This is a genomic window from Flavobacterium hibernum (genome assembly GCF_000832125.1).
Classification (GTDB): domain Bacteria; phylum Bacteroidota; class Bacteroidia; order Flavobacteriales; family Flavobacteriaceae; genus Flavobacterium; species Flavobacterium hibernum.
In genome coordinates this window covers 224,971-245,006 of sequence record NZ_JPRK01000007.1, presented here as the reverse complement: position 1 = coordinate 245,006, position 20,036 = coordinate 224,971, and the positions used below count along the sequence as shown (strand labels likewise).

Here is a 20,036-nt window from a genome sequence, read left to right as displayed (position 1 = left end):
CGGGATTGATTCCAAATTCCAATTCACGAAAGTAAAGACCAAAAAAAATCCCAAACTCCTAATTGGAATTTGGGATTTTTATATTAAAATTAAAATCTAATTAGATTTTAAATCTTTTTCTATCAGTTTCTGTCAAATAGATTTTTCTCAAACGAATAGATTTTGGTGTAACCTCTACATATTCATCTTTTTGAATGTACTCTAATGCTTCCTCTAAAGAGAAAATAATTGGAGGGATAATTCTAGCTTTTTCATCATTTCCAGAAGAACGAACGTTAGATTGTTTTTTCTCTTTCGTTACGTTTACACACATATCATCAGCACGAGAGTTTTCTCCAATTACCTGACCTTCGTAAATTTCGGTATTTGGTTCAACAAAAAACTTACCACGATCTTGCAATTTATCGATAGAATAAGGAATTGCTTTTCCTTTTTCCATAGAAATTAATGAACCTTTGTTACGTCCAGCAATTTCTCCTTTGTAAGGCTCATATCCAATAAAACGGTGTGCCATAATAGCTTCACCAGCTGTTGCAGTAAGCAATTGGTTACGTAATCCAATAATTCCACGAGATGGAATATTAAATTTCACAATCATACGTTCCCCTTTAGTTTCCATGCTTAGCATTTCTCCTTTACGCAAAGTAACGAATTCTACTGCTCTACCTGAAAGTGATTCTGGTAAATCGATTGTTAATTCCTCAATTGGCTCACATTTTTTACCGTCAATTTCTTTGATAATAACTTGTGGTTGACCAATTTGCAATTCATAACCTTCTCTTCTCATTGTTTCAATAAGAACAGATAAGTGAAGTACTCCACGACCAAAAACCATGAATTTATCAGCAGAATCAGTTTCACCTAACTTCATCGCTAAGTTTTTCTCTAATTCTTTTGTCAATCTTTCTCTAATATGACGAGATGTTACAAATTTACCCTCTTTACCAAAGAAAGGAGAGTCATTAATTGTAAACAACATACTCATAGTAGGCTCATCGATATCAATCGTTTTTAAACCTTCTGGATTTTCAAAATCAGCAATAGTATCACCAATTTCAAAACCTTCAACTCCAATGATTGCACAAATATCTCCAGCAACAACTTCTTGTACTTTTTTACGACCAAGTCCTTCAAATGTATGAAGTTCTTTGATACGAGATTTTGATACAGTACCATCTCTTTTTACTAATGAGATTGGCATACCTTCTTTAAGAACTCCTCTTTCAAGACGACCAATAGCGATACGACCTGTAAATGCAGAGAAATCTAAAGAAGTAATCAACATTTGTGGTGTTCCTTCAGAAACTTTAGGAGCTGGTACATTTGCAACAACCATATCCAATAATGCTTCAACATTATCAGTTACGTTTTCCCAATGATCAGACATCCAGTTATTTTTAGCAGAACCATAAACTGTTGGGAAATCCAACTGCCATTCTTCAGCACCTAATTCAAACATTAAATCAAAAACTTTCTCATGAACTTCTTCAGGAGTACAGTTTTCTTTATCAACTTTATTGATAACTACACATGGCTTAAGACCTAAGTCAATAGCTTTTTGTAATACAAAACGAGTTTGTGGCATTGGTCCTTCAAAAGCATCCACTAGCAAACATACACCATCGGCCATGTTTAATACACGTTCTACTTCACCTCCAAAATCCGCGTGGCCAGGAGTATCGATAATGTTGATTTTTGTTCCTTTATATTGAACAGAAACGTTCTTAGAAGTAATAGTAATACCTCTCTCACGCTCTAAATCGTTATTATCAAGAATTAAATCACCTGTGTTTTCGTTGTCACGAAATAATTGACAGTGATACATAATTTTATCAACCAAAGTGGTTTTACCGTGATCGACGTGGGCAATAATTGCAATATTTCTAATAGATTCCATCTGAGATTTTTAATGGGTGCAAAGGTACACTTTATTTTGATATAAAAAACGTTTCTGCGATAGTTTGCGTCTAGACAAGTAATTAGTTCATTAAAAACAACACAAATTTAAGTGTAAATTGAACTTTTCTTATTGTTTAATTATACTTAATTTAACTATATTTGAGTAATGAAAAGTAAAACTCTCCAAATTACTCTAGTTTATATTATCATATCGTTATTTATGGCAATCATCTGTCATAAATTACTTACTACTTACTTTTCTGACACTGAACCTTCTCTTATTTTTCTTCTAAAAGACATTTTTTTCATTTTAACTACTGCTCTATTCTTCAAATATATACTATCTAAAAATGAGAAAAAGAATATAGCAATTTTCAAAAAATTAAAAGAAACCAACGAAGAAATTAAAGAATCGAACGAAAAATATGACATTGTTGCAAAAGCTACCAGCGACACAATTTGGGATTGGAAAATTCAAGAAGATAGCATAAATTGGAACAAAGGAATCGAAAGCGTTTTTGGCTACAATCCTCTAGAAGTTGGAAAAACATCAAAATGGTGGTTTGACAAAATTCATCCGGAAGACAGCATTAGAATGTCTATAAAATTATACTCCTTTATAGAGCAAAAAACTGAAAAATGGCAAGATCAATACCGTTTTAGATGTGCAGATGGAAGCTATAAATATGTTTTAGACAGAGGTTTTTTATTAAAAGATGAGAACGGAAGAGCTATCAGAATGATTGGAGCAATTCAAGATATCACCAAACAAAAACAAGAAGAACAAAGATTAAAACTTTTAGAAACCGTAATTACACAATCTAAAGATTCCATTTTAATCACCGAAGCTAATTCTATCAGCGGAAGAATTCCAAAAATAGTATATGTAAATCCTGCATTCTCATTAATGTCAGGATATCTTCCGAAAGAAATTGTTGGAAAATCAACAAACATTTTCAACAAAGGACCAAATTCAGATTCAGATGAATTAAAAAAACTCTTAACTGCTATTAAAAATGAAGAAGAGTGCTTAATTGAAACCATAAGCTACACAAAACAAAAAGAAGAATATTGGGTTCGTTTTTCTATGATTCCAATTTTCAATAACGAAGGTGTCATTTCACACTGGATTTCAATTCAAAGAGACATTACCGACGAAAAGAAATTAGAAACAGAAAAAGAGCAACTTATTCGCGAACTAACTCAAAACAACAAAGATTTAAAACAATTTTCATACATCACCTCGCATAATCTTAGAGCCCCATTGTCTAATTTAATTGGACTTTTGAATCTTATTGATGATATTCCTCTTGAAAATCCGGAATTAGAAGAAATTTTGGCCGGCTTTACTAAATCTACTCATTTATTAAATGAAACTATAAACGATCTGGTAAAGGTAATTATCATAAAAGACAATCCTTCGATGCAAAAAGAAGAAGTTTCATTGCAAGAAGTATTCGAGAACGTATTTAGTCAATTGTCTTTTCAAATCGAATTACACAAACCAATTATCAAACTCAAATTCGACAAAGTTCCATTACTAAATACAAACAAAGCTTATATCGAAAGTATTTTACTGAATTTACTTACCAACTCAATAAAGTACAAATCTGAAAATAGGAAATTAAAAATATCCATTACTGCCGAGCAAGAAAACCATAAAGCAGTCCTTACGTTTAAAGACAACGGAATTGGAATTGATTTGGAAAGAAATCGCGACAAAGTATTTGGATTATATCAAAGATTCCATAATTATCCTGACAGCAAAGGACTAGGATTATACCTTGTAAAATCACAAGTAGAAACCATGGGAGGAACTATCAGCATCGATAGCGAAGTTAACAAAGGCACCACATTTACCATAACATTTAAAAATTAACATTATGCTCGAGCAAATTCTTTGCATTGACGATGACCCAATCACGTTGATGTTATGCAAAAAAGTAATTTCAAAATCCGAGTTTTCGAACGAAATTATTACAGCTCAAAACGGAGAAGAAGCACTTCATCACTTCAACACCTTAAAATATACCAACAATAAAAACAAAGTAAACAAAAAACCAGAATTAATTTTCTTAGACTTAAACATGCCTGTTATGGGCGGATGGGAGTTTCTGGATCATTTTACATCACCAGATTATGCCGAGTTTAACAAAGTAAATGTTATTGTTCTATCCTCTACTATTGATCCTGAGGATCTAGCCAAAGCAAAAAAATACCCTATTATAATAGACTTTCTTTCAAAGCCTATCACTCAACCTATGCTAGAATACCTTAAAAAGAAAATTGACTTTTAAATAACATCTCCCTACCAAATCCCTAAATCACAACAACCGAAACCATTCATTAAGAAATACCACCAAACAACCATCAAAACGAACCGACGCTAAATATTGTGGAGAAACATAAAAAACGTATTCCTCATTTTTATGCCGCACAAAACGCAAATATTTTCACCTAAGAAATACTTCTAAAAGCTTAAAATTCGCCAAGCTAAGTCAATACAAAGCTTTGCGAACTTTACCTTTTTACAAAAGCTAACAGTAATAAAAAAACTCAATACTCACTGCAGTATTCTTTTCTTTACTCTCTATAAGTTTCATCGTTAACCTCACCGATATCATTATTTCGTGCAAAATTTGATTTTAAAATTTTAAAAACCATTCTTTCATAAACAAAAAAAAGCCCTCTAAAAGAGGGCTTTTTATATCTTTAGGAAATTGTAATTAATTACAATTTAGCAACATGTTTAGTTAATTTAGACTTCAAGTTAGAAGCTTTATTATCATGGATGATGTTCTTTTTAGCTAACTTATCAATCATAGAGATTACAGTTGATAATTTTGAAGCTGCATCAGATTTATCAGTCGCTAATCTTAACGCTTTAATAGCATTACGAGTAGTTTTATGCTGATATCTGTTAAGAACTCTTCTTTTTTCGTTACTTCTGATTCTTTTTAATGCTGACTTATGATTTGCCATTTTGTTTTAATTTTAGATGTAATAATTTATTATAGATACTAGTTAAAAAAGAAAAACCTCCCACAATTGCAAAACAATCACTTTGGTTTTAACTAATAAAACAAAAATCGAGACACCAACTTTTATTTTATAAAACTTATTCACAACTAATTTTAGTAGTCTGTAAGGGAATCGAACCCCTGTTACCAGGACGAAAGCCTGGAGTCCTAACCCCTAGACGAACAGACCAGTATCGTTCTAAGTTTTTCTATATTTAATATAGAGGTATTATTGTAGCCCGTAGCGGAATCGAACCGCTCTTACATGGATGAAAACCATGCGTCCTAACCGATAGACGAACGGGCCATTTTAATTCTCAATATTTTAAGAACAATTTCACAATAAAAAGTAGTAGCCCGTAGCGGAATCGAACCGCTCTTACATGGATGAAAACCATGCGTCCTAACCGATAGACGAACGGGCCTGCTTTGTTATTGCGGTTGCAAAGATACAACTCTTTTTAATATGCGCAATAGTTGAAGCAAAAAAAATATATTTTTTTAATATGCCTTAGCAAAAAGCACTCTTTTAGAAGACGGATTCCCAGTAAACACGCAGACTCCCGCTTCCTCAACAGCATCCAAAGGAATACAACGAATCGTTGCTTTTGTCAAGTCTTTTATTTTCTCTTCAGTCGCAGCAGTACCATCCCAATGAGCCGATACAAATCCTGCTTTTCCGTCTAAAACTTCTTTAAATTCCTCAAAACTATTTACTTCCGTAATATGAGTATTACGATAGTCTAATGCTTTACTAAATAAATCAGCTTGAATTTGCTCTAACAAATCATTAACATAATTTACAATTCCTTCAGCAGAAACTACCTCTTTTGTCAATTTATCACGTCTTGCAACTTCAAAAGTTCCATTTTCAAGATCTTTTGGCCCAACAGCAATTCTAACAGGAACTCCTTTCAACTCCCATTCTGCAAATTTAAATCCTGGCTTTTGAGTTGTTCTGTCATCAAACTTAACCGAGATCTTTAACTTTCTTAATTTTACAGTTAATTCTTTAACCGCAGCAGTAATTTCAGCTAATTGCTCATCTGTTTTATAAATAGGCACAATTACAACTTGTATAGGCGCTAAATTTGGAGGCAAAACTAATCCCTGATCATCAGAATGAGTCATCACCAAAGCTCCCATCAAACGTGTTGAAACTCCCCAAGAAGTTCCCCAAACATGCTCTTGTTTTCCTTCTGCATTAGCAAACTTCACATCAAAAGCTTTTGCAAAATTTTGCCCTAAGAAGTGAGATGTCCCTGCTTGTAATGCTTTTCCGTCTTGCATCAAAGCTTCAATACAATATGTTTCATCAGCACCGGCAAAACGTTCTGTTTCTGTTTTAATACCTTTTACAACTGGAATCGCCATAAAGTTTTCTGCAAAATCTGCATAAACATTCATCATTTTTTCAGACTCTTCCAATGCTTCTGCTTTTGTAGCATGTGCCGTATGACCTTCTTGCCACAAAAATTCAGCAGTTCTTAAAAACAAACGCGTACGCATTTCCCAACGAACTACATTAGCCCATTGATTAATTAACAAAGGTAAATCTCTATAAGATTGTACCCATCCTTTATATGTAGACCAAATAATAGCTTCACTTGTAGGTCGAACAATAAGCTCCTCCTCTAATTTAGCATTTGGATCAACCATTAATTTTCCGGGTTTATCCGGGTCATTTTTTAATCTGTAATGCGTTACAATTGCACATTCTTTTGCAAATCCTTCGGCATTTTTCTCTTCCGCTTCAAACATGCTCTTAGGCACAAATAAAGGGAAATATGCATTTTGATGTCCAGTTTCCTTAAACATTCGATCTAACTCTGCCTGCATTTTTTCCCAAATCGCATATCCGTACGGCTTAATTACCATACATCCTCTAACTCCTGAATTTTCGGCTAGATCTGCTTTTACAACCAGCTCGTTATACCATTTCGAATAATCTTCTGATCTTGTAGTGAGGTTCTTACTCATATTGAATAGTTTGGCACAAATTTTGTTTTATTAATTTTAACTAAATAGTTTGACAAAACTAACTATTTTTGTAATGTGCAACAATAAAAAACACCACAGAATATGAAAACTTCTATTTCTCTCCGCCAAAACTCAAGTTATTTCTACGCAATTGGATTATTGAGTTTTCTATTAGCATCGTGTGGTTCCTACCAAAACACTTCGTATCACGATAATGACGGAGTATATGGCGGCTCAACTAGAACGTATGCTCAAACAAATACCTCAAACGCAAATAATCAATATAAAGATTACTTTAAATCTTTACAAGACGATAATCAGCCAACCGAAATTTTTACGGATGTCGACAATTATGGCAATTACTCAGATAACGACAGTACACAAACTGCAAGCGTAGCTTATCCGGCTTGGGGAAGCGCCACTACCGATGTTTCGGTAAACGTATACTCTGATCCTTCATGGTCATTAGGCTTCGGTTTTGGTTTTGGATACCCATACTACGGTTGGGGTTACGGCGGCTGGGGCTACCCTGGATACTGGGGACCAGGATGGGGATACCCAGGTTGGGGATACCCTGGATATTGGGGACCTGGTTACGGATACAACAATTACTCTTATAATTATGGAAGAAGAGGATCTGCCGCTTATTACGGAGGAAGAAATTATAATTCTAACAGAAACTATGCTTCAAACAGAAATTACAGCACCGGCAGAAACTTTAATTCAAACAGAAATTATACTACAAACAGAGATTACAGTACAAACAGAGGTAATTACAACACTAATAGACAGAACGGATTTACAGATTACAGAAGAAGTTCTAACGTAAACGGAAGAACTTACAATCCATCTAGTCCTAATTTTACCAATAGAAGAAGTACAACTCAAGGTCAAAACAACAGCTACGATTATTCTAACAGAAGATCAAGCAGTACAACAACAACCAGAAGTTACGACAACAGCAACTCTAACAGATCTTACTCTCCTAGCCCATCTCGTTCATACAACAATAGTGGTAGTGGCGGTGGAAGCATGAGATCATCATCTGGTAGCAGCGGCGGTGGTGGCGGTGGAAGATCTTACGGCGGAGGCGGAGGCGGAAGAAGATAATCTCTTCTCTCACTAATCTACAAATATTTTATAAAAACTATCCAAATGAAAAAAATATTCTTCCTACTTATTACAGGACTAACTGTTAGCGTCTCACATTCACAAGAAGTATCCGACGCTGTTCGTTACGCACAAGACAATTTAACAGGAACGGCAAGATTTAGAGCTATGAGTGGTGCTTTTGGAGCTGTTGGTGGAGATTTATCTTCAATAACTGTCAATCCTGCTGGATCTGCAATTTTTTCTAACAACCAAGCCGGAGTAACTTTTAGCAATCAAAGTATTAAAAATAATTCTAATTATTTTGGCACTCAAATGAACGACAAAGACAACTCCTTTTTATTAAATCAAGCTGGAGCTGTTTTTGTTTTTAAAGATCATAATCCAAATAACAATTGGAAAAAAATTGCCATTGGAGCATCTTACGAAAACACAAACAACTTCAACAATAGTGTTGTATCAGTAGGAACAAATCCAACAAACTCTATTGACAAGTACTTTTTAACATTTGCAAACGGAATCCCCTTAAATGTAATAGACGGTATCGCTTATCGAGATTTATTTTACGACGAGCAACAAGCATACATGGGATATTGGGGACATGTTATTGACCCTGTTAATCAAAACAACCCTGACAATACTCAATATATTAGCAATGTTCCTGCTGGTGGCAACTACTATCAAGAAAACGAAGTTTACACTAGTGGATACAATAGCAAACTAAGCTTTAATATTGCGACATCTTACAAAGACAGAATCTATTTTGGAGCTAACTTAAACGTACACATCACAGATTACAGAAGATCTAGCAGTTTCTACGAAGACAACGACAATCCGCTTGAAGCAAGAGAAACTATTTCTAGCATACGCTTTAACAACAATCTATATACTTACGGTAACGGATTCTCTTTTCAACTTGGTGCCATTGCAAAAGTTACAGATTCTTTTAGACTTGGTTTAGCTTATGAATCTAATACTTGGTACGATCTTTATGATGAAACCTCACAAAGTCTTTACTCAACAAGAAAAGCTATGGGAGGGCAAGATATTAATGCCACTGTTAACCCAAACATTATAAATGTATACGATTCTTATACCTTACAAACTCCTGGAAAAACAACATTTAGTGCTGCTTATGTATTTGGAAAATCAGGTTTGATTAGTGTAGATTACGCTATTAAAGATTACGGAAACACTAAATACAAGCCAACAAATGATGCAGGCTTTAGAGGCGTAAACAGTGATATTAGCAATCAATTAACCAACACTGGAGAATTAAGAGTTGGTGCTGAGTATAAAATAAAACAATTGAGTTTACGTGGAGGATACCGTTTTGAAGGAAGTCCTTATAAAAACGGAACTACAATTGGAGATTTAAACAGCTATTCTGGAGGTTTAGGATATAATTTTGGAGGAACTAAAATAGATTTAGCATATTCTTACTTAGAAAGAAAATCTAATCCAGGATTTTTTGCCACTGGTTTTACCGATGGATCAAACATTACATCGAAGCTAAACAACGTTACGATGACTTTATTATTTGAATTGTAATTAAGAATAAATAGATTGAATTTAAATTTCCGTTGGGTTCGTACTCAACGGTTTTTTTTTTACTCCCAATAAAAACAATCTTCTTTCACAATAGTTTTGATAGAAAAACAAAAAAACACCACAAAAATCAACAAGAAGCTTCACAAAAAACATCTAAATGAAAAGGAAACAGGCGGTGTTTGAATAAAAAAGTGTAATTTTGCACTCCAATTTATAAAAGTATGAGAACCAAGTCTTTAAAAAAGAACAAAATTAACGTAATCACTCTTGGGTGTTCGAAAAATGTATATGATAGTGAAGTGTTAATGGGACAACTTCGTGCAAACGGAAAAGAAGTTGAACACGAAGCACCAGCAGAAAGAGAAGGAAACATTATCGTAATTAACACTTGTGGTTTTATCGACAATGCCAAAGCAGAGTCTGTAAACATGATTTTGGAATATGCTGACAAAAAAGACAAAGGCTTAGTTGATAAGGTTTTCGTTACCGGATGCTTATCTGAAAGATACAGACCAGACTTAGAAAAAGAAATCCCTAATGTTGATCAATATTTTGGTACAACTGAACTACCTCAATTATTAAAAGCTTTAGGAGCCGATTATAAACATGAATTATTAGGAGAACGTTTAACGACAACTCCTAAAAACTATGCTTACCTAAAAATTGCTGAAGGTTGTGATAGACCTTGTAGTTTTTGTGCAATTCCATTAATGAGAGGTTCTCACGTTTCGCAACCAATTGAAAAATTAGTTAAGGAAGCACAAGGTTTAGCTAAAAATGGCGTTAAAGAATTAATATTAATTGCTCAGGATTTAACTTATTATGGTCTTGACATCTACAAAAAGAGAAATCTTGCTGAACTTTTAGAAGAATTAGCAAAAGTAGAAGGTATTGAATGGATTCGTTTGCATTATGCCTACCCTACTGGTTTCCCGATGGATGTTTTGGAATTAATGAAACGCGAACCTAAGATTTGTAATTATATCGATATTCCGTTACAACACATTTCAGATTCCATTTTAAAATCGATGCGTCGTGGTACTACCCAAGCTAAAACAACTCAATTACTAAAAGATTTCCGCGCTGCAGTTCCCGGAATGGCAATTAGAACTACTTTGATTGTTGGATATCCGGGTGAAACACAGGAAGATTTTGAAATTTTGAAAGATTTTGTTCAAGAAATGAAATTTGACAGAATGGGATGTTTCGCTTATTCTCATGAAGAAAATACTCATGCTTATTTACTAGAAGACGATGTACCAGATGATGTAAAACAAGCCAGAGCAAACGAAATAATGGAATTACAATCTCAAATTTCATGGGATTTAAATCAGGAAAAAGTTGGTCAGGTTTTTAGATGTATTATCGACCGAAAAGAAGGTGCTCATTTTGTAGGCAGAACCGAATTTGATAGCCCAGATGTTGATAACGAAGTTTTAATTGACGCCTCTAAGCATTATGTAAAAACAGGTGAATTTGTTAATATAAAAATAATAGAGGCAACAGAATTTGATTTATACGGAGAACCTGCTTAAATTTACGCTAAACAATTGTCAATTTTAGATAAATACATTTTTATGAAACCTATACAATCTTTATTTCTTTTGGTTTTTACTGTATGTTGCTTTAACTCTGTTTCAGCACAATACGGAAATGGTTATAATAATGGTTACGGCGGTGGTTACGGAAACGGCTACGGCGGTGGCGGATATGGTGGAAGAGGTAGCGGAATGGGTAACGGAATGGGAATGGACAGAAGCATGATGGGAGGCCCACAAGGTAACACCAGCAAACCTAAAGAAACTCCTCCTGAAGAAATAGCTGCCAGAATTGTTGAACAAATGAAACCTGTTGTAAATCTTGATGAACTTCAAGCAATTGCTATTACAAATGTTTTTACTGATAGCATGAAAGAACAAGGGATTTTGTTAAAAAATGAAAGCAGTAGTCAAGATCAAAAAATGGAGCAAATTAAAGCTTTAAGAGAAAGTACTACTAAAAAAATAACTGCTTTTTTAAATCCTGATCAAATCCCTAAATACACAACGTTTATGGAAACTTTTAAGGACGTAAAAAAACCTTCTAAATCAAAAAAGAAAAAAGACTCTAAAGACTCAAAAGATCAAGATTCAAAAGAAGTTAAAGAAGATCCTCAAGCAGCAAAAATTCAAGAATAATTGTTTCAACCACATTCTAAAAAATGTAAGTAACCATGGCAAAAAAACATTTTTGTTATCTAATTTTAGCAATTATAATTACTTCTTGCTCAACAAATCCGTATAAAACAACTGAAAAAGTTTACGATCAACAGCTCAAAACTTTAGAAAACCAAATTACAAGCAAAGAACCTCAAACGATTCCACCGGTTAGTCCTGTGATTATTGACACTTCTTATGCACAACAACTTGGGATTGTAAAAGATACTTTATCTAAAACCGGATCTACTTATTTGTTAAATGGTATTAATACAGAATGGATAGGAACTGTAAACTTTAATTTAAGAAAACCAAGTTTCATTATCATTCATCATACGGCACAAGATTCTATTCAGCAAACGATAAAAACGTTTACTAAGACCAAAACTCAGGTAAGCGCACATTATGTTATCTCAGAAAACGGAAAAGTGGTGCAAATGCTAAACGACTATTTAAGAGCGTGGCACGCAGGTGCTTCGACATGGGGAAAAAACACAGATATTAATTCGTCATCTATTGGGATAGAACTTGACAATAATGGTTTTAAACCTTTTACAGAAGCTCAAATTAGCAGTTTGGTCGCTCTTTTAACAAAACTAAAGAAAGACTACAACATTCCAACCCAAAACATATTAGGACATGCTGATATTGCTCCAGGCAGAAAACAAGATCCAAGCGCTTTATTCCCATGGAAAACGTTGGCTGAAAAAGGTTTTGGAATTTGGCCTGATGAAGTTTTAGAAGAAGCACCTTTTGACTTTAAAATCGAACCTGCTTTGAGAATCATTGGTTATAACACCAAGAATCTTTCGGCAGCAATTCAAGCTTTCAAATTACACTATATTCAAACTGATGTAACATCGGTTTTAGATCGAAAAACAATAGATACTATTTACTCTATTTACAAAAAGCAAGTACAGTAAAATCTTTAATAAATACATGAAAGGGCATTTCTGATTGATTCAGAAATGCCCTTTTTTTGTTTAAACGTTTAGCCACAGATTTGAAGGATTAAAAAGATTTGCTCTTGTTTTGGTCTATATTAGATTACGTGAGCTAACCTAAAAAAGTTGATTCATTCATACTTCATAAAAATCTCGCAAAGTCGCCAAGTAATATCTTCAACTTGGTGACTTTGCGAGAAACAATTATTCCTTTATTTCTAAATCTTTTTAATCCTTAGAATCTGCGGCAAAAAAATCTCAGAAACACAAAGTCATATATTTGTAATTATATACCTTTGAGAGAAACAATTAATTCCATATTTCTAAATCTTTCTAATCCTTTAAATCTGTGGCAGAAAAAAACTACAGTGAAGCAAATCAAAATAGCATTTAAATAAAAAACTGCCGAAACATTAGTATGTTTCGACAGTTCCAAAAAAAAAAAAAAAATATCAATCTTTATCTCTAGAAAGAGTATGTTGTAGCAATTAATCCGAAGAAAGATCCTCCTGTTGGCGCTGCATCTTTATTCAAAAAGATATCTTCTGAAGCAGCATCGTATCTTAACTCAGGAATTATTGTAAGTTTCCCAACTTTGTAATTTAATGAAACTGTGTTTGCAAAAACACTAGATCCTGTTAGCGTACCAAAACTTGGAGCTGCATCTTTAGCATCAAAATATTCCATTCTGTATGCTATTAACAAAGATGGTTTAAATGAATAATTAGCATATCCAACTAATGAAAACCATTCGCCATCATCGACACTTGAAATGTCGTTTTTTGTTTTAGCATAAGTTGCATTAAATCCAAGTCCAAAACTGTCACTTATTGTTTTTGAAGCAACAAAATCAAATTGTGTTTTGTTATCTAATGAAGACGGATTACTACTTCCTGATGTAAAGTTTAAATACACACTTCCGGTTTCACCTATATATCCTAATTGTCCGATATATGTTTTTTGTGATGAACCTGCATCCATAGCCGATTTAAAATCGGTTGGGTTTGTAATACCAAACATCGCAGTAAATTTACCTGATGTATATTGCGCTTTTACTCCAGTATTAAAGAATGGACCATAAGAAAACGCATACGACATACTATAGTTTTTATTTCCTATTGCGTCTACTACTTCGTATCCTATATGTGTACCAAAGCTACCCGCAACTACTTTAAATTTCTCTGTAAGCTGATAAGTAAAGAACAACTGTTTAATTAAAAATTTTGCATTTATATCTTTATCTGTTGTTTCATTATATGAAAACTCTCCTGCTCTTTTTCCGAAACCTAAGTCTACGAATACTGAGGCTTTTCCGAAAGTATGACCTGCCTGAATTGAGGCCATTCCTAATTCGAATGAATCTTGAGAGTTGGTAAAGCTCGTTAATCCATTCATTTGTTTTGAAAAATCATATTTATAATACGCATCTGCTGATCCTCCCCAAGTGGTTGCTGGCGAAGTTGCAGTTTCGGTATCATCTTGAGCAAAGGCAAAAGAACTCGTTAACATCGCGGCAAAAATGTGTAATACTTTTTTCATGTTTTAATTGGTTTTTGGTTATTAATTGATTTTGGTTAGTTAATCTTTTATATAAGTATGTAATACTATAATCCACTTTTAAAACCTCCTATTCTCGCCCTTAAACATCTTCATTTTCATTAGCGAATTTATTAACTTTTGTATCAGTACAAGAATCGAAATCTGTTTTTTTGATGTTTTGAAGCGAGAATTATGGATTACAAAAATTAACTTGCCTATAATCGTGATTTGACATTTATACTTATTTATTTTTGAAAATTCAATAACGGATTTTTGAATAAAAAAACCACTTTTGCGAATAAAAATAAAATAATACCCACAAAAACAAATGCTAAAACTACAAAAACAACACTATTTCTATTTCACACCCTATAAAAAATAGGGGTAGCGAAACAAAACAACAAAAATAGATTACAAAAAACAAAGCATACCTGTAAATCTTCGCCAACAAAACAAGAAACTCTAAATTCTTACAAAAACGAATCGAAAAAACCAAAATCAGATTCAAAAAACGAGTTGATATTTTTAAAATTTTAAACAAAAAAAAAGCCTGCTCAAAACTGAACAGGCTTAAAGCTAAATACCGCAACTAACTCTAATCTTCCGCATTGTATTTTATTAAAAACTCACGAACTTTAATTCCTGACTCCTTAAGATCTTCGTCTTTCCATTTCCCTTCTGAATTTGCAGATTTTTTCAGAATAGAACATGTTTCATCTTTATCTGAAACTGACCATGTTATCCAACTCAATTTTCGAGATTCCATCCAGTCTATATATTCTTGCCATGCTTTTATATTTAATGGTCCATCGCCGGATGCTTCCATTCCTGCCGATTCTGAAATAAAAATAGGCAAACCACTTTTTATTGCATCATCTGTTTTATCTCTTAAATCCTTGCCGTGAGTTGCGGCATAAAAATGCATGGTGTACATTATATTATCAAATCCTCTAACTGGGTCTGCGGCCGCAAGATCGACGTCCTGATCCCAATGCGGAGAACCAACCAAAATAATATTCTTGGGATCATTCGCTCTTATTACGGAGATTACTTCTTCGGCATAAACTTTAACCTCTGACCACGATTCATAATCAGGCTCATTGAATATCTCATATATTATATTAGGATACTTTGAGTATTTTTTTGATACCTCAGCAAAAAACTCTTTTGCTTCTTTTAAATTGATATTATGACTGTGCCAATCAATTATTACATAAATATCAGATTTTATCGCTCCTTTTACAACTGCATCAATTTTATCTTTGGAGAATTGTGGGTCTTTCATATAGGACTTCTCACCTAACTCAATACCCATTGCAGCTCGTACAACATTACATTTAAAATCCTTTTTTAGCCAACTCACTGCTTTTTCATTATAAAATCTTGGCCACATACTATGCCACCCAAAACTCATTCCGCGCAAAACAACGGGATTATTATTTTTATCGACTAACTGAGTTCCAAGAACCCCTAATTGTCCATGCTCTTTTACAAATTGTGCGTTAGACACATAAAAAAACAATAAGAAAATCGCACTTATAATATTTGTTTTTATTTTCATAATCAATTAGAATTAAGGAATTAACCGAAGTGTAATTACATCATGAGGAGCAAGATCGGCAACAAAATTCTTTTTTGTGTTTCCATTTTTTTTGTTTCTCCAAAGATCTTTTAATTTATAAATCGTTTTGTCAAAGTTAACTTCATAACCAAAATCAGCATCTTTAATCGTATGCTTTTTCCAATCGAAGTTGACTTTTTTAACCACTTCACTCCTATTTAAGAAAGTGACTGCCCAATTTCCATCTGATAAAGGTTTGACCCAAACTTCTAATCCATCTTCGGCAGAATATTTAAAACCTTGAATTCCTAATTTATCCTGATTAACAGCAATCAGTTCTTTGTTGGTTAAAATTGCTAATGTTTCTTTGGACATTTTCCTAAAATCATTTCCCGCAATAAGAGGCGACGCCATCATTGACCACATCGTAAAATGAGTTTTATCCTCAATATCTGTCATTCCATCACCAACTTCCATCATATCAAAATCATTCCAATGATCTGGACCCGAGTATTTACGAATATCTTTACGCATTTCAATAATTTTCATGAATCCCCAAGATGACCAGTTTCCTTCTTCATGTTTAAATTCACAATCAAAACACGGGTAAATATCTCCCGAAATTCGCCAAAGATTACCAACTGGTTTCCCCCATTCCCACGGCTGATTATCTCCCCACTCGCAAAGGCTAAAAACAATAGGTCTTCCGGCAGTTTTAAGCGCATTGCTCATTGTTGTGTAAGCTTCTTTTGCCGTAATCCCTTGCGTATTACACCAATCGTATTTTAAAAAATCTATACCGAGTTTAGCATAAAAACGCGCATCCTGATATTCATAACCACGCGTTCCCGGATAACCTGCACAAGTTTGAGTACCTGCACAATTGTACAAACCAAATTTTAAACCTTTGCTATGTACATAATCAATTACAGCTTTCATTCCGTTTGGAAATTTAACGGGATCAGGAACCAAATCTCCGTTTGCATCACGTTCTCTTGCCATCCAGCCATCATCTAGCACAATATAATTATATCCTGCTGCTGCCATGCCAGATGAAACCATAATATCGGCCGTTTCTTTTACTAATTTTTCGTCGATATTAGTTTCAAAAGTATTCCAGGAATTCCAACCCATTGGAGGTGTCATTGCAAGTCCTTCAAATTTTCCTGCGGTTTGTTTATGTGTATTTCCCTGACCAAAACCTAAAGCCGTGGCAATTAAAGCAAATGCTAAGATGATTTTTTTCATTGTTTAAAAATTTATTATAACTCGTTTAATGCAATTCATAAAAAAATATTCAACACATAGAAACATAGTTTTTTTTGGAAATAAAGAATACAAAAGAGGAATTCATTTCTCACACATAACTAAACTATGTGTATTTAAAATAAGTGAAACGTCTTTTTGAGAGTGTAATATCTATGTTTCTATGTGTTAAAATAATTTTACCGACAAGTAATTATATTCAAAAAAAATATTCCCTAATTGAGTAGATTAGGGAATACTTTAAACAAAACTCAAATATAAAAACCAATTTATTTTATTTCAGAACAAATCCTATGTCATCAAACAAAACGATATTACCTCCGTCGCTGTTTGATTCTTGAAATGTTAACATTGTTACACTTGCGGGACTTCCTAATTTACTAAGTGGAATTTCTAAATAAACCCATGTAGTTGTTACTGGAAGCACATAATTTGGTCCTCCATTTACACTAAAATTAACTTGTCCATTCTTAGAGCCTTTTATCGCCATTCTTAATGCTTTATAAGGCGTCATGTCGACATTAAAACCCCAGTTTCCTCCATCCCATTGCGCAAAATCCCATTTCCATGATTTTTCACCTTGATAAGAATCTCCACCAAAGTCAAAATTCACACCTTTTCCTGACCAAGGACCTCCCCACTGCACTCCGTACAATTGATCATCATACAAAGCCGTTCCAATCGCCTCTTTAGAAACTGCTGTTCCTGATATATTAGATACACTAAGATATCTATGATCTGCATTTGCTGGTATTTTTACCACTACTTGCTCTAAAGTCGACGATACTACTGTAACTGGCACAGCAGGTTGTGTATCTGTTTTTGTAAGGTTAACTACAGGATTTAAAAAATACTTACCTTTTATAGTAACCAAATCTCCCGCCACACTATTGATCAAATTATATCCTGAGAATGTTGGTACAGGTGGTGCAACTGTTAAATTAAAAACAGCCGTTCCAAAATCGGTTACAACTTTTAACTGATTTGAAGCATTTGCAAAAGGTGTCGCTTCATCAACTAATACTACGATATCAGTATCTGTTACAAAAGTTGTTCTAAAATAGGTATCAAAATCATTAAAGTATATTTTTTTTGTAGTCAAAAATCCTTTTCCATGAATAACATAATAGTTTTTTGGATCTACTAATGTTACCGGTACTAAAGGTTTAAGTGTACCATCGGCAAAATAACCTGACGGCATTACAGATTCTATTACTGGCGCTCCTCCCGCAGAAGAAGAAGAAGAAGAAGAAGCACTGTCATCGTTTGAGCATGAACTAAAAAGAATTACGGATAACATCAATGCCATGCACGCTGCTAACGAAACAATTTTTATCTTTTTTATATTTTTCATATTTTTATTTTTAAAAATTATTTAAAAGTATACGGTGCCACCTCTGTCAATTTTGGATTTTTTGTCAAATCATCGGCAGGATAAGGAAGCAAAAGACTTGATGCCGTAATAGTGATATGTTTTTCAGCTTCTCTATTTCCTCTATTTTGCGCTTCCAGAATTGCTTTGGCTTTAGCAAAAGGCAAACGTCCAAGATCAAAATAATAATCTCCTTCGCAAGCTAGCTCAGCACGTCTTTCTCTAAAAATATCATCAAAAGATATAACTGCTTTTGCTGCTAATCCAGCTCTTTTACGAACGGCATTGAATGACTTAAGTGCGTTAGCATCTGATGTAGTACCTGTTTGCGAACCTAAAATTGCTTCGGCATGAATTAATAATAACTCTGCATAACGCATCATATAACTATTCATACTGCTTTCTCCATTATTTACGGGATTGAATGCTCCGGTTATTGGAAGATTTTCTTTTCCAATTACATATTTCTTCAATCCTGCGCCAGATTTTTGTGCTTCGTATTTAATATCAAAAGTGTATCCTAAAATTTTCGGAGCTCCAATATCTAATGTAGCAGCATACGTTAAATTAGGATAAAAATCTCCCGGAAGCATAAAAGTTTCAATTCTTCTTTTATCTCCGTTTTCAAAAACATTATTAATTAAATCTTGAGATGGAGCAATTTGACCAGAATAAGTTGTTTCTACCAATCTGTTCTCTGGAGCAAATAATGTATTGGTAAAATTACCATCAAAATAACCACCAGTTCCTGTCCATTGCCAAGCAAAAATTGACTCTTCGTTATTATTGTTTTTTTGTAAAAACAAATCAGCAAAAGATCTGGTTGGCAATTCTTCTCCACCTAACAATTTAAACTCTCCACTATTAATTACTTCTTGTGCCATTTGTCTTGCTAAGTCATATTTCTTTTGATATAAATACACTTTTGCAAGCAATGCTTTTGCAGAACCACTCGATACGTGAGCGTTTGAAGTATAATCCGACCCTCTGTTTTTGGTTTTTAAATTTGCTATTGCAAATTTTAAATCATTCTCGATGAATTTGTATACATCTTCTGTTGGATTACTTGGAATTACAAAGTTTTTAGAATAGTCTGCATTGTTTTCGATAATAGGCACATTACCCCATAATCTTACTAAGAAGAAATAAGAAAATGCTCTTATAAAATGACATTCTCCCAAAGCATTATTTAAAGATGCTTTACTAACATTTGGCCCCACACTTTGTGGTAAATTACTAATATAGGCGTTAGAATTTGCAATTGCACCAAAACAAGATCTCCAAGAATCAGATATGTATCTTGATGTATTTGTAAAACTTAAGTCAGTAAACTTACCAAAGTCGTTATAAATATCGGCATACATATTACCCGAAATCACATCGGTAATTCCATAAAAACCTTCCTTATTCATGTTGAACCAAACTAAACCATAAAGCCCGTTAGTTGCATTATCTACTTTTTGATCAGAGTCGTAATAATCTCCAATCGTAGGAGTACCTTCAGCAGGAACATCGATAAAATCCTGAGAACATGACGACGAGAATAACATTAATAGCGCCATGAAACCAACACTACTTTTTTGAAATATATTTTTCATA

Annotated in this window: 15 protein-coding genes and 3 tRNA genes; 7 read left to right on the top strand and 11 right to left on the bottom strand. The window is 33.7% G+C overall.

The genetic code is table 11. The features are described 5' to 3' along the window. Positions 1-100: 100 nt before the first annotated feature. Complete coding sequence (gene typA, locus IW18_RS08355) at positions 101-1,897, bottom strand: translational GTPase TypA (protein ID WP_041517136.1); 1,797 nt, start codon at positions 1,895-1,897, stop codon at positions 101-103. A 222-nt stretch (positions 1,898-2,119) separates the two neighbouring features. Here typA and IW18_RS08350 point away from each other — a divergent pair, with 222 nt between their 5' ends. Both IW18_RS08350 and IW18_RS08345 read left to right on the top strand, forming a co-directional pair. Beyond that, positions 2,120-3,778 (top strand): PAS domain-containing sensor histidine kinase, encoded by a 1,659-nt coding sequence (locus tag IW18_RS08350; protein ID WP_240475542.1) that lies wholly within the window; start codon positions 2,120-2,122, stop codon positions 3,776-3,778. Positions 3,779-3,782: 4 nt separating this feature from the next. Further along, entirely contained in the window at positions 3,783-4,196 is a 414-nt protein-coding gene (locus tag IW18_RS08345) for a response regulator (RefSeq protein WP_041517134.1), read from the top strand. A 433-nt stretch (positions 4,197-4,629) separates the two neighbouring features. Here the strand turns inward: IW18_RS08345 and rpsT are convergent, their stop codons facing one another. From rpsT to proS, 5 genes are all read right to left on the bottom strand, one after another. Further along, entirely contained in the window at positions 4,630-4,881 is a 252-nt protein-coding gene (rpsT, locus tag IW18_RS08340; RefSeq protein WP_041517133.1) for a 30S ribosomal protein S20, read from the bottom strand. Between the two features lie 156 nt (positions 4,882-5,037). Continuing rightward, positions 5,038-5,109 (bottom strand) — tRNA-Glu (locus IW18_RS08335). Between the two features lie 45 nt (positions 5,110-5,154). Continuing rightward, positions 5,155-5,226, bottom strand: a tRNA-Glu gene (locus IW18_RS08330). A 46-nt stretch (positions 5,227-5,272) separates the two neighbouring features. Continuing rightward, positions 5,273-5,344 (bottom strand) — tRNA-Glu (locus IW18_RS08325). Between the two features lie 76 nt (positions 5,345-5,420). Further along, complete coding sequence (gene proS / locus IW18_RS08320; protein ID WP_041517132.1) at positions 5,421-6,899, bottom strand: proline--tRNA ligase; 1,479 nt, start codon at positions 6,897-6,899, stop codon at positions 5,421-5,423. 102 nt (positions 6,900-7,001) lie between these two features. Here proS and IW18_RS08315 point away from each other — a divergent pair, with 102 nt between their 5' ends. The 5 genes from IW18_RS08315 to IW18_RS08295 all read left to right on the top strand — a co-directional run bounded on the left by IW18_RS08315 (position 7,002) and on the right by IW18_RS08295 (position 12,678). Continuing rightward, the gene (locus tag IW18_RS08315; RefSeq protein WP_041517131.1) at positions 7,002-8,009 is read left to right on the top strand and encodes a hypothetical protein; all 1,008 of its coding nucleotides are present in this window, start codon (positions 7,002-7,004) and stop codon (positions 8,007-8,009) included. A gap of 45 nt (positions 8,010-8,054) precedes the next feature. Beyond that, complete coding sequence (locus IW18_RS08310; RefSeq protein WP_041517130.1) at positions 8,055-9,560, top strand: OmpP1/FadL family transporter; 1,506 nt, start codon at positions 8,055-8,057, stop codon at positions 9,558-9,560. 221 nt (positions 9,561-9,781) lie between these two features. Next, positions 9,782-11,095 carry a 30S ribosomal protein S12 methylthiotransferase RimO gene (rimO, locus tag IW18_RS08305; RefSeq protein WP_041517129.1) on the top strand — a complete coding sequence of 438 codons (1,314 nt, stop codon included), beginning with the start codon at positions 9,782-9,784 and terminating at the stop codon, positions 11,093-11,095. Positions 11,096-11,137: 42 nt separating this feature from the next. Further along, positions 11,138-11,737 carry a hypothetical protein gene (locus tag IW18_RS08300; protein ID WP_041517128.1) on the top strand — a complete coding sequence of 200 codons (600 nt, stop codon included), beginning with the start codon at positions 11,138-11,140 and terminating at the stop codon, positions 11,735-11,737. A 35-nt stretch (positions 11,738-11,772) separates the two neighbouring features. Beyond that, positions 11,773-12,678: an N-acetylmuramoyl-L-alanine amidase gene (locus tag IW18_RS08295; protein ID WP_041517127.1), complete on the top strand. Its 906-nt coding sequence runs from the start codon at positions 11,773-11,775 to the stop codon at positions 12,676-12,678. A gap of 486 nt (positions 12,679-13,164) precedes the next feature. Here the strand turns inward: IW18_RS08295 and IW18_RS08290 are convergent, their stop codons facing one another. The 5 genes from IW18_RS08290 to IW18_RS08270 all read right to left on the bottom strand — a co-directional run bounded on the left by IW18_RS08290 (position 13,165) and on the right by IW18_RS08270 (position 20,035). Continuing rightward, positions 13,165-14,238, bottom strand: a complete 1,074-nt coding sequence (locus IW18_RS08290; protein WP_041517126.1) for an outer membrane beta-barrel protein — start codon at positions 14,236-14,238, stop codon at positions 13,165-13,167. 595 nt (positions 14,239-14,833) lie between these two features. Further along, the gene (locus IW18_RS08285; protein WP_041517125.1) at positions 14,834-15,799 is read right to left on the bottom strand and encodes a glycoside hydrolase family 5 protein; all 966 of its coding nucleotides are present in this window, start codon (positions 15,797-15,799) and stop codon (positions 14,834-14,836) included. A gap of 12 nt (positions 15,800-15,811) precedes the next feature. Next, complete coding sequence (locus tag IW18_RS08280) at positions 15,812-17,047, bottom strand: glycoside hydrolase family 27 protein (RefSeq protein WP_041517124.1); 1,236 nt, start codon at positions 17,045-17,047, stop codon at positions 15,812-15,814. Positions 17,048-17,339: 292 nt separating this feature from the next. Continuing rightward, positions 17,340-18,419, bottom strand: a complete 1,080-nt coding sequence (locus IW18_RS08275) for a hypothetical protein (protein ID WP_041517123.1) — start codon at positions 18,417-18,419, stop codon at positions 17,340-17,342. A gap of 17 nt (positions 18,420-18,436) precedes the next feature. Further along, positions 18,437-20,035, bottom strand: a complete 1,599-nt coding sequence (locus IW18_RS08270) for a RagB/SusD family nutrient uptake outer membrane protein (protein ID WP_052480115.1) — start codon at positions 20,033-20,035, stop codon at positions 18,437-18,439. Position 20,036: the final 1 nt, after the last annotated feature.